At 69.7% G+C, this 13513-nt stretch carries 19 protein-coding genes; 10 read left to right on the forward strand and 9 right to left on the reverse strand.

Annotated features, from left to right (window positions below; translation table 11 throughout):
• Window positions 1–52: 52 nt before the first annotated feature.
• From ABY42_RS03075 to ABY42_RS03085, 3 genes are all read left to right on the forward strand, one after another.
• Window positions 53–577 carry a DUF7097 family protein gene (locus ABY42_RS03075; protein WP_050458696.1) on the forward strand — a complete coding sequence of 175 codons (525 nt, stop codon included), beginning with the start codon at window positions 53–55 and terminating at the stop codon, window positions 575–577.
• 116 nt (window positions 578–693) lie between these two features.
• A complete protein-coding gene (locus tag ABY42_RS03080; protein ID WP_004972959.1) occupies window positions 694–1245 on the forward strand; it encodes a GMP synthase subunit A in 552 nt (183 codons plus the stop codon).
• 166 nt (window positions 1246–1411) lie between these two features.
• Window positions 1412–3325: a DUF2070 family protein gene (locus ABY42_RS03085; RefSeq protein WP_050458697.1), complete on the forward strand. Its 1914-nt coding sequence runs from the start codon at window positions 1412–1414 to the stop codon at window positions 3323–3325.
• Between the two features lie 110 nt (window positions 3326–3435).
• Here the strand turns inward: ABY42_RS03085 and ABY42_RS03090 are convergent, their stop codons facing one another.
• The 6 genes from ABY42_RS03090 to ABY42_RS03115 form a co-directional block, all read right to left on the reverse strand.
• Window positions 3436–3642 (reverse strand): HVO_0649 family zinc finger protein, encoded by a 207-nt coding sequence (locus ABY42_RS03090; protein WP_050458698.1) that lies wholly within the window; start codon window positions 3640–3642, stop codon window positions 3436–3438.
• A 183-nt stretch (window positions 3643–3825) separates the two neighbouring features.
• The gene (locus tag ABY42_RS03095) at window positions 3826–4080 is read right to left on the reverse strand and encodes a DUF3194 domain-containing protein (protein WP_004972953.1); all 255 of its coding nucleotides are present in this window, start codon (window positions 4078–4080) and stop codon (window positions 3826–3828) included.
• A complete protein-coding gene (locus tag ABY42_RS03100) occupies window positions 4081–4464 on the reverse strand; it encodes a prefoldin subunit beta (protein WP_004972952.1) in 384 nt (127 codons plus the stop codon).
• A gap of 43 nt (window positions 4465–4507) precedes the next feature.
• The gene (locus ABY42_RS03105) at window positions 4508–4777 is read right to left on the reverse strand and encodes a KEOPS complex subunit Pcc1 (protein ID WP_008091987.1); all 270 of its coding nucleotides are present in this window, start codon (window positions 4775–4777) and stop codon (window positions 4508–4510) included.
• Window position 4778: 1 nt separating this feature from the next.
• On the reverse strand, window positions 4779–4913 hold the full coding sequence (locus ABY42_RS03110) for a DNA-directed RNA polymerase subunit P (RefSeq protein WP_004044283.1): 135 nt from the start codon (window positions 4911–4913) through the stop codon (window positions 4779–4781).
• A 33-nt stretch (window positions 4914–4946) separates the two neighbouring features.
• A complete protein-coding gene (locus ABY42_RS03115; RefSeq protein ID WP_004972948.1) occupies window positions 4947–5216 on the reverse strand; it encodes an eL43 family ribosomal protein in 270 nt (89 codons plus the stop codon).
• A 102-nt stretch (window positions 5217–5318) separates the two neighbouring features.
• On the opposite strand from ABY42_RS03115, the gene ABY42_RS03120 reads away from it, so the two are divergent.
• The gene (locus ABY42_RS03120) at window positions 5319–6323 is read left to right on the forward strand and encodes an NAD-dependent epimerase/dehydratase family protein (protein WP_004972945.1); all 1005 of its coding nucleotides are present in this window, start codon (window positions 5319–5321) and stop codon (window positions 6321–6323) included.
• A 38-nt stretch (window positions 6324–6361) separates the two neighbouring features.
• Here the strand turns inward: ABY42_RS03120 and ABY42_RS03125 are convergent, their stop codons facing one another.
• Complete coding sequence (locus tag ABY42_RS03125; RefSeq protein ID WP_050458699.1) at window positions 6362–7087, reverse strand: DUF2103 domain-containing protein; 726 nt, start codon at window positions 7085–7087, stop codon at window positions 6362–6364.
• Between the two features lie 126 nt (window positions 7088–7213).
• Between ABY42_RS03125 and ABY42_RS03130 the strand changes: the two genes are divergently transcribed.
• On the forward strand, window positions 7214–8026 hold the full coding sequence (locus tag ABY42_RS03130) for a hypothetical protein (protein ID WP_050458700.1): 813 nt from the start codon (window positions 7214–7216) through the stop codon (window positions 8024–8026).
• Between the two features lie 21 nt (window positions 8027–8047).
• Here ABY42_RS03130 and truD read toward each other — a convergent pair whose 3' ends face one another.
• Both truD and pth2 read right to left on the reverse strand, forming a co-directional pair.
• Complete coding sequence (gene truD, locus ABY42_RS03135; RefSeq protein WP_050458701.1) at window positions 8048–9436, reverse strand: tRNA pseudouridine(13) synthase TruD; 1389 nt, start codon at window positions 9434–9436, stop codon at window positions 8048–8050.
• On the reverse strand, window positions 9436–9774 hold the full coding sequence (pth2, locus tag ABY42_RS03140; RefSeq protein ID WP_004972937.1) for a peptidyl-tRNA hydrolase Pth2: 339 nt from the start codon (window positions 9772–9774) through the stop codon (window positions 9436–9438). The genes truD and pth2 overlap by 1 nt, the downstream gene beginning before the upstream one ends.
• A 96-nt stretch (window positions 9775–9870) precedes the next feature.
• Between pth2 and ABY42_RS03145 the strand changes: the two genes are divergently transcribed.
• From ABY42_RS03145 to ABY42_RS03165, 5 genes are all read left to right on the forward strand, one after another.
• Window positions 9871–10611 (forward strand): Yip1 family protein, encoded by a 741-nt coding sequence (locus ABY42_RS03145; protein WP_050458702.1) that lies wholly within the window; start codon window positions 9871–9873, stop codon window positions 10609–10611.
• 120 nt (window positions 10612–10731) lie between these two features.
• Window positions 10732–11319, forward strand: coding sequence for a dCTP deaminase (gene dcd, locus ABY42_RS03150; RefSeq protein ID WP_004972933.1), 588 nt, complete (start codon window positions 10732–10734; stop codon window positions 11317–11319).
• Window positions 11316–12215: a thiamine-phosphate synthase family protein gene (locus tag ABY42_RS03155; RefSeq protein WP_004065036.1), complete on the forward strand. Its 900-nt coding sequence runs from the start codon at window positions 11316–11318 to the stop codon at window positions 12213–12215. The genes dcd and ABY42_RS03155 overlap by 4 nt, the downstream gene beginning before the upstream one ends.
• A 10-nt stretch (window positions 12216–12225) precedes the next feature.
• Entirely contained in the window at window positions 12226–12939 is a 714-nt protein-coding gene (locus ABY42_RS03160) for a class I SAM-dependent methyltransferase (RefSeq protein WP_050458703.1), read from the forward strand.
• A gap of 66 nt (window positions 12940–13005) precedes the next feature.
• Window positions 13006–13473, forward strand: coding sequence for a hypothetical protein (locus tag ABY42_RS03165; protein ID WP_050458704.1), 468 nt, complete (start codon window positions 13006–13008; stop codon window positions 13471–13473).
• Window positions 13474–13513 lie beyond the last annotated feature (40 nt).

Genomic DNA, 13513 nt, shown 5'->3' on the forward strand with positions numbered 1-13513 from the left:
TCGTCCGCCGTCGAGAGCAACGTTTAGGCCCGCCCCGCCCCGAACGCGCCCCATGGAGCGGACGCCGACAGGGACGCCCGTGGGAGTCGACGACCCCTACGACCACGCCGGTCGCTGCGACCACCTCACGAGCGACGGCGCGTGTCGCCTCGCCCGCGAGTACGCCGACCGCGACCCGGCGTTCGCCCGCGAGCGCGCCCGAGCGGACTACGAGTGCGTCGCGGCCGCGGAGGGCTGTGACTTCCGCGACTGCCCGCACTACGCGTCGACGACGAACGGCCGCGAGTGCGTCCGCTGCGGCCTCGAAGAGGTTCGCATGGCCCACGACTCGGCCGCCCGCCCGTTACTCGAAGAACACCACCTGTCGTACGGCGGCCGCGACGGCGACGAACCCTCCCACGAGATTACGGTCGCGCTGTGTCGGTGGTGCCACACGAAGGTCCACAAGTCGTTCGCCCGCATCGACGACGACGCCTCGCCCGACGTCGAGGCACTCGCCGAGCGGGAGGGCCGCCGGACGAAGGAACTCGACGAACTCGGATTTCAGACGGCCCGGGACCGCGCCGGCGACGAGTGAGTCGCCGTGGCGGCTCTCGTCCCCCAACCACCCCCGACGTGCCAATCTGATGCACGGATACGCGTATCTCGACCACTCTTCGATTGACTTTTAGGCACGGTGGTCCAATCCGGGACATGACCCGCATCGTCGTCATCGACAACCACGGGCAGTTCACCCACCTCGAACGGCGCGCGCTCCGCGACCTCGGCGTCGACACCGAACTCGTCGACAACGACACCGACCCCGCGGACATCGACGCGGACGGCATCGTCCTCTCCGGCGGCCCCGACATGGACCGCATCGGCCGCAGTCCCGACTACCTCGACCTCGACGTGCCCGTCCTCGGTATCTGTCTCGGCATGCAGATTCTCGCCGAAGAACTCGACGGCCGCGTCGGCTCCGGCGACTACGGCGGCTACGCCGACGTGGACGTGGAAATCCTCGACGAGGACGACCCGCTCATCGGCTCGCTCGCCCCCGAGACCCGCGTCTGGGCCAGCCACGCCGACGAGGTCAAGGAGGTCCCCGAGGGCTTCACCCACACCGCCACGAGCGACGTGTGTACCATCGAGGCCATGAGCGACGCCGACCGCGACCTCTACGGCGTCCAGTGGCACCCCGAGGTCGCCCACACCGACGAGGGCGAGGAAGTCTTCGAGAACTTCATCGACATCTGCGAGCAGTAGGCCGTCTCGCGGTCCGCGGCGACTCGCGTTGGTCTGTCGCCGCGACCAGACTCTCCCCGCCGCCGCGGGAGAAAATCGCATCCCGGCGACACGACGCGGTCTCCCACGGTCGTTCCTCGGAAGCAAGCCGAGACATTTACCGGCCTCCGTTCTGTCTGTTCGGGAAATGACCTCCACCCAGAGCGACCTCGCTGGGCTCTCGCGGTTCATCTTCCGCGCGCCCAGCTGGTACACGAGTCTCGGGTTCGCCCTGCTCGTCGCCGCGATGGCGGGCATCGGGGCGTTCGACTCCGGGGACCTCGCCAGCTCGTGGCGGGGTATCTTCTTCCTCGGCAGAGACGCTTGGGAAGGCATCTTCTTCATCGGGATTCCGACCGTCGTCGCGGCGTTCGGGACCACCGGCGTCGACCGGTTCGTCGGCGGGAAACTGACACACAACCGCTCGTCGCTCCTCGCGCTCGCCGGCGAGGTAATCATCGTCACGTTCCTCACCGGGGCCGCCATCGTCTCCGTCTTCACGGGCCTCGGCCAGACGTTCATCTTCGACGCGCTCGTGGTCGCCCTCGCGTCGGTGTTCGCCTTCCGCCTGCTCATCGTGATGGCCGTCTCGCGGTCGTCGCTGCTCATCGCGGCGGTCCCGGCGAGCATCCAGACCCTCACGTCCGCCGCGCTCCTGTTCGTCTACAGCGGGACGCTCCGCTTCTTCGAGGTCGGCGGTCCCATCCTCGACGCCTATCTGATGCCGTATCTCGCCCGTCCCGACCGGGCACCGCCGGAGCTGTCGGCTATCGCACTGAGCCACTTCCAACTCCTCGCTATCACCTGCGTGGTGTACGCTCTCGGCGTCTACGTCTTCCTCCGCATCGTCGACCGCCCGTGGCGTCGGAGCCTCGGGGTGTCCGTCCTCGACTTCATCCGCGGCTTCATCGGCCACATCGCCGAGGGCACCCGCGAGCTTGAGGACTTCTTCGAACAGCTCGGCCAGGAGGCAATCGTCCCCGTCACCGTGCTCTCGTTCGAGCGCGAGGACGGCACCGAGAAGGCCCGCTTCGTCCTGCCGATGATTCACCCCGGGCCGATGGGCGAAATCGGCGGCGGCAACTTCCCCGAACGCGTCGCCCGACGCGCCGAGGGCCTCGCGTTCCCGCCGCACGCGACCGCCGGCCACGACTTCAACCTCGTGACCGAGCGCGAGGTCGACGTGGTCCTCGACGCGGCCGACGACGCCTACGAGAACATCGAGTACAGCTCCGACGTGACAGAAAGCGTCCGCGTGCAGTCCGGCGACGCGAAGATGCTCGGCCAGCGCTTCGGCGACGACGCGCTCCTCGTGTCGACGTACGCCCCGCAGTTCGCCGACGACGTCGAGTACGCGGTCGGCCTCTCGGCGTCCGCCGAGGCCCGCACGAGCGGCCTCCGGGACGTGCTCCTCGTCGACGCCCACAACTGCAACAACGGGCTCCAAGGGGCCGACCTCGGCCACGTCACCCCGGGGAGCAAGCGGTCGTTCGACATGATTACCGCCGCCGGACTCGCGGGCGAGGAACTCTCGGCGTCGTCGCACGACTCGCTCTCGCTGGGGACGGCGTTCGACCCGACCGACTGGACGCCCCGGGAGGGCATCGGGCCGCTGGGCATCCGCGTGGCCGCGACGAGCGTCGGCGACCAGACGACCGCGTACGTCCTCATCGACGGGAACAACATGGAACCGGGGCTGCGCGACCGCATCGTCGAGGGACTCACGACCGGGCCGAACGCGAAAGCCGACATCGCCGAGGTGATGACGACCGACACGCACATCGTCAACACCGTCGAGGCGGAAAATCAGGTCGGCGCGGCCATCGACCCCGACGAACTCCGCGAGACCATCGAGCGCCTCGTCGACGAGGCGCTCGCGGACGCCGAACCCGTCGTCGCCGGCATGGCGACCGAGCGCGTCGAGGTGACGATCTTCGGCAACGACCGCACCGAGACGCTCGCCAGCCACGCCAACGTCGTCGTCTCGATGGGCGGGGCGCTCGCGCTCGCGCTCATCCTCGCGGCGATGGCCGTCAGCCTGCTCGTGTTCTTCCTCGCGTAGGCGACTCGCCGCCGCTCGTCGCCCTCGCCTTCGCTCTCAGTTCCGCTCTCGCCGCCGGCCGCGTCGCCACTCGCGGTTCGATTCCAGCGACGAGCGAACCCCCCGTCGCACTACTTCAGCGAGAGCGTCCGCGTCTCGATAGCGCCGCAACTCGGACAGACCCGCCGGTAGAACACGCTCGACCCGGTCGTCTTGGCGGACCACTCACCGTCGCTGTCGGTGAAGCCACACTTCGAACAGGTGAGGTCGTCCTCGCTGTATCGCTCTCGCAACCGGTCCAGTGCGGTCGTCCCTCTCGGCGTCCTTCTGATTGACATGAGGTAACATACACCACTATTATGTATAACTGTGTCGCGTGGTACCACACCTGAATGGTGTAATACTTGCGGAATCCAAAACCAACCCTGCAAATCGACGACGCTCGCTCCGCGTGAGGGTCGAGTCGGCGGCGCCGCTCACCGGGAGAAACCGAGTGCGGGGGGTGCCCGCGAGAACGTCCCTTACTCTTCGTCGGCGGCCGCGAACAGTTCGTCCACGGCCTCCTGCGCCGTCAGCGCCGCCTCCTCGGCGACGGCTTCCGCGTCGTCGGCGTCGTCGGGCGCGTTGACGTACACGTCCACGTCGAGGACGCCGTCTTCGAACGTCACGGTGACGTCGAAGTCCTTGACGCGAGACTGCTTGAAGCGGGCGAAGATGAGGCCCTCAGCCGCCTCCGCGGCGGTCTGGACCACTTCTTCGTCCGTCGGCTGTGGCATTTACGCGCCGCCGGGGCCCATCGGACCCGCGCCGCCCGCGCCGCCCTGGAGCATCTGCTGGAGCTCTTCCTGCAGGCTCTCGAACTTCTCCTGCACGCGCGTCTCCTGCTTCGTGAGCTGTTCGACGCGCACTTCGAGGCTCTCGACCTTCTCTTCGAGGTCGTCCTTGGCCGCTTCGTAGTCGGTCTCGATGAGGAGTTCGCCGACCTCGCGGTACATCTTGGAGTCAGCGTCGATTTCCTCGAGCGTGGTGAGCGCCGTCTGTGCTTCGTTGAGCGCGGTCTCGGAGGACTGCTTCTGCTCGGAGACGTTCTGGGCGGTCTCCTGAAGGTTCTGCAGTTCTTCGAGCTTCTCTTGGGCTTCCGGCGGCAGACTTCCCTGCATACCCGAACCGACGGGACGCCGGCCCTAAAACACCCGCGGTCTCCTACGCGGACCCGGACAGTGGCTCGCCGACGTCCGCGACGCGCTCTGCGGTCTCGACGAGGCGTATCCACGAGTTCACGCCCGCGCGGAGCGCGACGAGGTCGTCGGCCTCGACGGTGACGACGACGGTCCGTCCCTCGCGGTCGACGCGGGCACCCGACCGGGCGTCGTCTATCTCGCCTTCCTCGACGGCGACGCTCCGCTCGACGACGCGTGCGCGCCGCTCCTCAGAATAGTCGAATTCGAGCGAAGCGCTGTGCGCTGGACGCACGCTACTCGACGGCGACTTCTTTGACGTTGGGGGACCGCTCCTTCAGGAGGACGCGGTGCCCGCAGTACGGACAGCGGACGCCACCGAACTCGTCCAGTTCGACATCGCGCTTGCACCGGGAACACTTGTAGCTCATTGTGAGATGTGAAGAGTCGAGGCTACTTGGGAGTTATTCGTCCTCGCCGGTGAGCGCGGCGCGGATGGAACGGCGGACCTGCTTGCCTGCGGGGGTCTGCGGGCGGTAGGTACCGCCGGTGAAGACCTCGCCGGTCTCTTCGTTCTTCCAGATGCCGGTTCCGACGCGGGTGACGTCGTCGCCGTCGACTTTGGAGTTGCGCATCTCTGCTTCGATTTCCTTGACGCGGCGTCGAGCGACGCGGCCGTACCGCGCGCCGAAGCGCCCGGAACTACCGACGGATCGAGCCTTCTTGTCGGCCATAGTACCGCGAACTACCTCGCCGGTATGGATAAACCCTACGAGTCGTCTCGGCATGTGACGGGCCTAGACACCGCTTTGTCGCCGGCGCGCGTACGGGAGACCATGACACAACACGTGGTGGTCGGTGCCGGCCCGGTCGGACTCGCGGTGATGGAACAGCTCAGGGAGCGCGGGGCGGACGTGGCCGCGGTGACGCGTCACGAACCCGACTACCTCCCCGAGGGCGTCGAGAGCCGCCTCGCGGACGTGCTCTACCCCGACCGCGCCGTCGCCGCGTTCGCGGACGCGGCTGTCGTCTACCACTGCGCCCAACCGCCGTACGACGAGTGGCCCGAACTGTTCCCCGACCTCACCCGCGGCATCGTCGCGGGAGCCGAAGCCGCCGGCGCGCGCCTCGTCGTCGCCGAGAACCTCTACATGTACGGCCCGGTGCAGGTCCGTCTCACCGAGGACCTCCCGTACGCCGCCACCGGCCCGAAGGGACAGGCCAGAGCCGAGTGCGCCGACATCGTCCTCGACGCCCACGAGGCGGGCCGCATCGAGGCCACCATCGGCCGCGCCAGCGACTTCTTCGGCCCGCGCGTCCGCGAGTCGGCCGTCGGCGAGCAGGTGTTCGGCGCGGCCGTCGCGGGCAAGCGCGCGAAGGTGTTCGGCGACCCGCGACTCGCCCACACCTACACCTACGTCCCCGACTTCGCGCGGGCGCTCGTCCTCCTCGGCGAGCGCGACGAGGCCCTCGGCGAGGTCTGGCACGTCCCGAACCCCGAGACGGTCTCGACGCGCCGCTTCGTCGACCTCGTCTACGAGGCCGCCGACGTCGACCCCGGCTTCCCGCGCATCATCGCCGCTCCGGGGCTCGCGCTGACCCTCGGCGGCTACCTGAGCGCGCCGTTGAAGGAACTCTCCGAGATGCGCTACGCCTTCGAGGAGCCGTACGTCGTCCGCGACGCGAAGTTCCGCGAGACGTTCGGCGACGCCGTCGAACCGACGCCGCTGCGAGACGCCATCGCCGAGACGGTCGCGTGGTACGAAACGCAGCGCGACGAAGCCGAGACGGAGCCGATTCACATCGAGACGGTCGCCGAGGGGGCCGCCGAGTCGGCCTGAGTCGGCCACTCGATTCCGGCCCGGCGTGTTTTCCTCCGCTACGTGTCTTGTAACTCGTCTTCTCGCAGCGCCTCGTTCAGGTCGTCGCGGACGCGCTCGCCCGTCTCGCGGTTCATCGCCGTCGTGACGATGCGGTTCTCCTGGACGCTCGACCCGTCTCGCAGGAGGAGTCTGACGTTGCCGTTGTCGTCGGCGCGGGTGACCTTCGCCCGGAGCCCCGTCCGCGACCCGGTGCCCCCGGCGTCGATGGGACCGGGAATGACCTTCTTGACGTGCGGGTGGCCGGCGACGACGCCGATCGCCCGGCGGCCCCGTCGCCCGCCGATGAGCGTGCTGTGGCTTCCGCCCAACTTCTCTGCGGGCGGGATATCGACGACCTCCAGCGTCCGCTCGCCGCGGGTGTCGAGGACGCGCTGGACCGGGTTGTCGTCGGAGACGCGGTAGAACTCGTGGTGGAGTTGGGCGCGCGTCTCTCGGAGCGGGTCGCGCTCGCCCGCGGCGTACACGGTCTCGGGGCGCTTGCGCCGAATCTCGTCGGCGACGAGACCGGCGAAGTTGCGGAGCTGGACGACCTTCGTCTCGTCGTCCGACTCGGGAATCGTCGTGACGGTCGTCTCGCCGAGCACGTCCTCCTCGTCGAGAAACGTCAGCGTCGCGCGGTCGGCCTCGAAGACGGCCACGACGGCGTCGCAGTTGGCGGTGTTGCAGGTGAGACAGTAGTCTCCCGGCTTCTCTAACGGGTTTCCACACCGCCGACAGTGCATATCGACGTGTCGGGCGTGCGCGTACAAAAGGCCGTTTATGCGGGTCGGTCCGGACGCGACGCGGTCCCCGACGCGCGGTTCGCCCGGCGAAACATATTCGTCCCCGTGTCCGAGAGTCCACTTCGTATGCGCCGCCGCGCCCTTCTCGCATCGCTGTCGCCGCTCGCGCTCGCCGGTTTCGTCGGACTGGTCGCGCTCGCACTCGACCCCGAGACGACCGTCCGCCTCGCCACGCAACTGGGCCAGTCGGCGCTCGATACGGGGCTCGCTGTCGCCTCGTACCTCCGCCGGGCCGCGCCCCTCTCGACGGCGCTCTTCGCCGTTCTCGCGTGGGTCGCCGCCGGGAGCTTCCGCGCGTTCGTCGCCCACCGCGACCCCTCGGACACGCGGACGACCGCCGAACTCGCGTTCGCGCTCGTCGCCTCCGCGGCCGTCCCGCTCGTCGTCGTCTTCGCCCGCGACAGACCCGTCGTCGTCGCCGGCGCGGGCGTCGCGCTCCTCGCCGCCGGCGGTGCCGTCTTCGCCGGCCGCTCGAACGCCGAGGGCGTCGTCACCGGGTCGCTGTACGCGATGGCCCCCGTCGCGCTCGGCGGTGTCGCCGCGTCGCTCGTCGCCGGTCCCTCGGTCGCCCGAACCGCGACGCTGGCGCTCCCGCTGGCGGTCGGCTACGCGCTCGGCGTCGCCAGCGCCCGCGGCCGGTTCCGCCTCGGCGCGACGGTCTCGGCGCTCGCGTTCGCAATCCCCGCGTGGTCGTACTTCCCGCCGGCCGCGGAGGCCGCCGGCTTCCGGTTGGAGACCGTCGGTCTCGCGGTCGGGTTCGCGGTCGCCGCGGCGCTGTTTTCGCTTCCCTTCGCGGCCATCGGCTACGCGACCACGCGCACCGCGGACGCCGAGCGACGGGCGGGAGCCAGCCCCGCGGCAAGCGCCGCAAAACAGTAAGTTCGCGTCTCGATTCCCGTTTCAGAGGTCGAGCGGGCCGGCCTTCAGGTACTCGCGCATCACGGCCGTCGCGTACGAGCCGTGGGGGAGCGCGAAGTCGAAGACGAGGTCGTCGCCAGCGTCGTCAGCGTCGCCATCGCCGTCGGTGCCGCCCTCGCGGTCAACGTCGAGGTCGGTGCGGACGAGAATCGCCCGGCGCGTCCCGGTCGACCGGAAGTTGCCGGGGAGGTCGAAGTCGCCCGGTTCGAGGTCGAGGTCGTCGAGGACGGCCCGCTCGATGTCGCCCTGCTCGCCCTCGGCGAGTTCGGTGTCGGTGCCGACGAGCGGGGCCGTGACGAACGCGCGACCGCGTTCGATGTGTCGGCCCATGACCTCGACGCGGCGGCCCGTCGCGGTCTGGAGTCGGCTCACGTCGGGGAGCTCCAGTCCCTCGGGCGCGTCGCGGTCGGCGAAGCAAACCACGTCGCCCTCGATGGGTTCGTCGAACGGGAGGCCGCGGTCGAGGCGCTCCGAGAGCATCCGGTTGAACGCGTAGGACTGCGCGGCGTTGACGAACAGTCGCTGGAGGTTCGACGGGACCGATTCGAGCGCGTTGCGCCAGTCCTCGTCGGTCTCCGCGCCGTCCTCGGCGAGTCGGTGGAGCATGCCGCGCTCGTAGCCGAGGTAGCCCGGAATCCGGTCGAGCGCGCGGTGCCAGTCGGGGTCGGCCGACGCGGCTTCCTCGTCGACGACGGCGCGGCCTTCCTGCGTCTCCTCGGGTTCGTCCTCGGTCGGTCCGCCGCAGTACGCCAACACGGCCTCGCGCCACTCGCCGCGGACGACGTGCAGGCCGACTGTGTGGGTGATGGGGCGGATGCTGCCGAACCGCTGGTGGCCGAAGAAGTTCGGGACGCCGACGCGCTCGTCGCGGCCGCCGAACTCGGCGAGGGCGTCGGTGACGGCCGCGGCGTTTTCGGGGTTCTCGGGGTCGCGGACGCGGATGCGGAACCCGTTGCCCGCGAGGTCGCCGAAGTTCAGCGTGCGGCCGAGGCGGCCGACGACCTCGATGTCGGCGTTCGGAATCTCGGGCACGTCGTCGGCGTCGCCGCCGTTGACCGTGAACAGCTGGGTCGTCACGGCGTGTTTGTCCTTCGTGCCGGCCCACGAGACGCGCTCTCTGCTCGCGTCGAGTTCGTCCGAGAGCCGCCCCGCGAAGTCGTTGGTGTCCCAGCCGCGGAGGGTGACGCGGAGCACGAGGTTCGGGAAGTCGCCGGTCGGCGCGTCCGGCGGGCGGACGTTCAGCGAGTCGAGTTCGAGTTCGCGCACGCGGAAGTCCTCGGGGGCGACGCGAAGGCGGCCGCCGACGCCGTCGGCGTCGCTCACGTAGCTGTCGATGCCGACCGCGCGCTCCAGGGGGTGTGCCTCGCGCATCAGTACAGCGAGAGGTCGCCGGTCACGCGGTCGACCGATTCGTCGTCGGCGGGGCCGACCGCCAGCGCCGTCACCGTGCCGGGGTCGAGTTGCGTGTGCCCCGCGTCGCGGATGATGGCGTGGGGGATGCCCGCCCGCTCGGCCTTGTCGGCGAGTTTGAACAGTTCGGACTCGCCGTTGGCCTTGAGGACGACTTTCTTCTGTCCCTCGCCCTTCCAGCGCTTCCGGGTCTGCGAGTCGGTGTCCTCGTAGGCGGACAGCGAGGCGTGGGCGACCTGCGCGGCGAGCTTCCCCCGGCCCATGCCGAGGTCGGCGCGTGCGACGATAGCCTGTTTCATGCCCGCTACTCCCCGCCGACGCGGTAAATGTCCTCCCATCGCGGGCGTCGCGTGCGGGGCAGAAGACATTTCACCGACATCTCCGTGATTCGACTGATGGCAGGTCCCCGAACGCCCCTCCTCAAGCCGCGCGAGTACTTCGCGTCGCGGCCGCGACCGCTCGACGCCGGGCGGGCGCTCGCCGTCGTCGCGCTCGTGACGCTCGTCGTCGCGGCCGCCACCGGCGGCATCCTCGTCACGTTCACCCAACAGCTCGACCAGCAGGTCAGCGTCGACAACCCCGCGCACGCGCCGGAATGGATGTGCGAAAACTACGAAGAGGGCGGCCCGTTCGCCGACATGGACGCGCCGGCGGGCTGCGACCCCTCGGTCCCCGAACAGCTCGACGAGCGCCTCGGCGACCTCGTCTGGGACGAAATCTCGTGGGTCCCGTGGGCGATGCTCGTCGGCGTGCCGCTGTTCTGGCTCTTCGAGGGGGCGATGCTCCACCTCGGCACCTCGCTCGTCGGCGGCGAGGGCGGCTTCGCCGAGTCCCTGACGGTCGCCGCGTGGGGGATGGTCCCGAGCGCGGCCCGCGCCCTCGCGCTCGCCGGCTACCTCGCCTACGTCCTCCCGCGAATCGACCTCCCGTCGACCCCCGAGGCCGCGGTCACCGCGATGCAGTCCGCGCTGTCCGGGTTCGGCCTCGTCAGCGGGGTCGTCGTGGTCGTCACGGTCGCGTGGGCGACGTACGTCCGAACGTACGGGATGGCCCGCGCCCGCGACCTCGACGTCGAGTCGGCCGCGGTCGTCACCGTCGGCCTGAGTCTCGTCGGCCTCCTGTTCGAACTCATCTGAGCCGCGCCGAACGGGGTGTCGTCTCCGAACCGAGACGGGGCGGTGTCGCCCCGCCGAGACTAGGTGGCACCTCCCGCCGAGAAGGTGGATTTACTTGTCCGCGTCGCGCTCCCTTCGAGTATGATACTCTCCGACTCGGACATCCTCGCACGCCTCGCCGAGGGTGACCTCGTGGTCGACCCGATAGACGACGTGGACATGCAGGTCCAGCCAGCGAGCGTCGACCTCCGCCTCGGCACCGAATTCCTGGAGTTCCAGCGCACGAACATCTCCTGTATCCACCCGAACCGAGAGCACGAAGTCTCCGAGTACGTCCGCGAGACGCACGTCCCGGAGGGCGACGACTTCATCCTCCACCCCGGCGACTTCGTCCTCGGCACGACCAAAGAGCGCGTGGCGATTCCGGACGACCTGCTGGCGACCGTCGAGGGGCGCTCTTCCCTCGGTCGCCTCGCGGTCGTCATCCACGCGACCGCCGGCATCGTCGACCCCGGCTACGAGGGCCAAATCACGCTCGAACTGTCGAACCTCGGCACCGCGCCGGTCGCGCTCACCCCCGGCATGCGCATCTCTCAGCTCGTGTTCACGGAGATGAAGTCGCCCGCCGACCGCCCCTACGGGGTCGAACGCGGCTCGAAGTATCAGGGCCAGCGCGGGCCGCAGGCGTCGCGGCTCAGCTCGGACCCCGAGTTCGGTGGCGACGAATGAAGTTCATCGAAGAAATCGTCGTGGACGCGTTCCTCCCGACGTTCCGCGCGCTCCTCGCGGAGGACCTCCGCGACCGCGGGTTCACCCAGTCGGAGGTCGCCGAGGCGCTCGGCATCAGCCAGAGCGCCGTCTCGAAGTACGCTCACGGCGAGGTCGCCACGAACGAGCGGGTCGCCACCGACCCCCGCGTCGTCGACCTCGTCTCCCGCGTCGGCGACGGCCTCGCCACCGGCGACATGACGCCCGTGCAGGCGCTCGTCGAGGCCGAGGTCCTCATCCGCCAACTCGAAGAGGGTGACCTGCTGTCGGACCTCCACGAAGAGGAGATGCCCGAACTCGCCTCCCACGACGGCTTCCGGAGCATCCACGACCCCGAGGGTCGCCTCCGAACCGTCGAGCAGGTCCGCTCGTCGGTCCGCCGCGGCCTCCGCATGCTCACGAACACCTCCGGCTTCGCGGGGCTCATCCCGAACGTCGGCTCTAACCTCGTGGAGTCGCTCCCGGACGCCGACAGCGTCGACGACGTGGCCGCCATCCCCGGCCGCATCTTCGACGTGAAGGGGCAGGCGACCGTCCCCGGCGAACCCGAGTTCGGCGTCAGCGGCCACGTCGCGGGCGTCCTGCTTTCGGCCCGCGCCGCCGGTGCCGACGTGAACGCCGCGCTCAACATCGTCTACGACGCGGGCGTCATCGAGGACCTCGAAGCCGCGGGCTACGAGTGCATCGAGTTCGACCCGGACGCGCCGACCGACCCGGTCCGCGAACTCCTCACCGCCCGCGACCTGCCGGAGACGTTCGTCGTCTACCAGAGCGGCGGCTACGGCATCGAGCCCATCACGTACATCCTCGGTCCCGACGCGCCCGCCGTCGCCGACGTGGTCCGCGTCCTGCTCTGAGGCCCGTCCCATGACAGCCGAACAGCCCAACTCCCGTTCCCGTTCTCGCTCCCCGTCGTCGGTCGCCCAGTCGTTCTACACCCGCTGGGCGACGCTGTACGACGCGCTCGCCCGCCGCGCGCCCGGCGTCGGGAGCGTCAGAACCGAAGCCGCCGACGCGCTCGCGCTCGCCCCGGGCGAGACGGTCGTCGAGATGGGCTGCGGGACGGGCGCGAACCTCCCGTACCTCGCCGAGCGCGTCGGTCCCGAGGGGACCGTCGTCGGCGTCGATTTCTCCCCCGGCGTCCTCGACGTGGCCCGCGAGCGGACCCGCGACTCCCCGAACGTCCACCTCGTCCGCGCCGACGCGACTCGGCCGCCGGTCGCACGCGGACTCGCCGAGTCCCCGGACGCCGTCCTCGCCACCTTCGTCTCGGGGATGTTCGACGACCCCGCGGCCGTGGTCTCGTCGTGGGCGGACCTCGTCGGCTCCGGCGGGCGACTCTGTCTCGTCGACCTCGCGGAGACGACCGACCCGCGCTGGCGGCCGCTCAATCCGGCGTTTCGGGCGCTCGTCCGCGTTACCGCGCCGCCGGGGTCGCGCACGATGCGCGCGTCGCCGACGAAGATGCTGAACCGGCGGCTCGTCGCGGCCCACCGGGCGCTCGAATCGCGGTGTCGGGTGGCCCACGAGACGACCCACGCGCTCGGCTTCGCGCGGGTCCGGGCGGGCGTCGTGAAGTAGCAATCGCCGGCGTGTGGTCCGACCGGCCGACAGAAGCGATATGTCGCCCCGGTGTCAACCGGTGGCATGGCCTCGTTCCTCGCGGAACTTCTCGGCGCGCCCTTCAACGCGTTTCACCTCTTGTTCTTGGGGCTCGTCGGCTACTGGGTGTCTCTCGACGCCGCCGAGCGGGGGAGTAACGCGAGTCTCCCGTGGGCGCTCGGCTGTGTCGTCTTCCAACCGCTCGTCGTCGGGTATCTGCTCTACCGGAGTCGAATCGGCGGGCGGCCCGAACCGGCGGGCGTTCAGGAGCGACTGGTCGGAACCTTCGTCATCAGTCACTTCGTCGCGGCACAGCTCTGGTTCGCGCTGCGACTCGTTGACGTAGTCGCGTCGGTGGCGTACCCGCCGGTCGTCGAGTTACAGTACTATCTCGCGTTGTTCGCTGTCGGTGCCGTCCCCGGCTTCCTGCTCGTGTGGAACCGTGGGTGGGCGCGAATCCGGCGAACGCTCGGCTGGGTTCACGAACAGGAACGCGAGGGAGTCCAGCAGTAACGGAAAACGGGTCGGGAGCGACCCGAAACAAGTGTCAGAG

The organism is Haloferax gibbonsii (genome assembly GCF_001190965.1).
Lineage (GTDB): Archaea > Halobacteriota > Halobacteria > Halobacteriales > Haloferacaceae > Haloferax > Haloferax gibbonsii.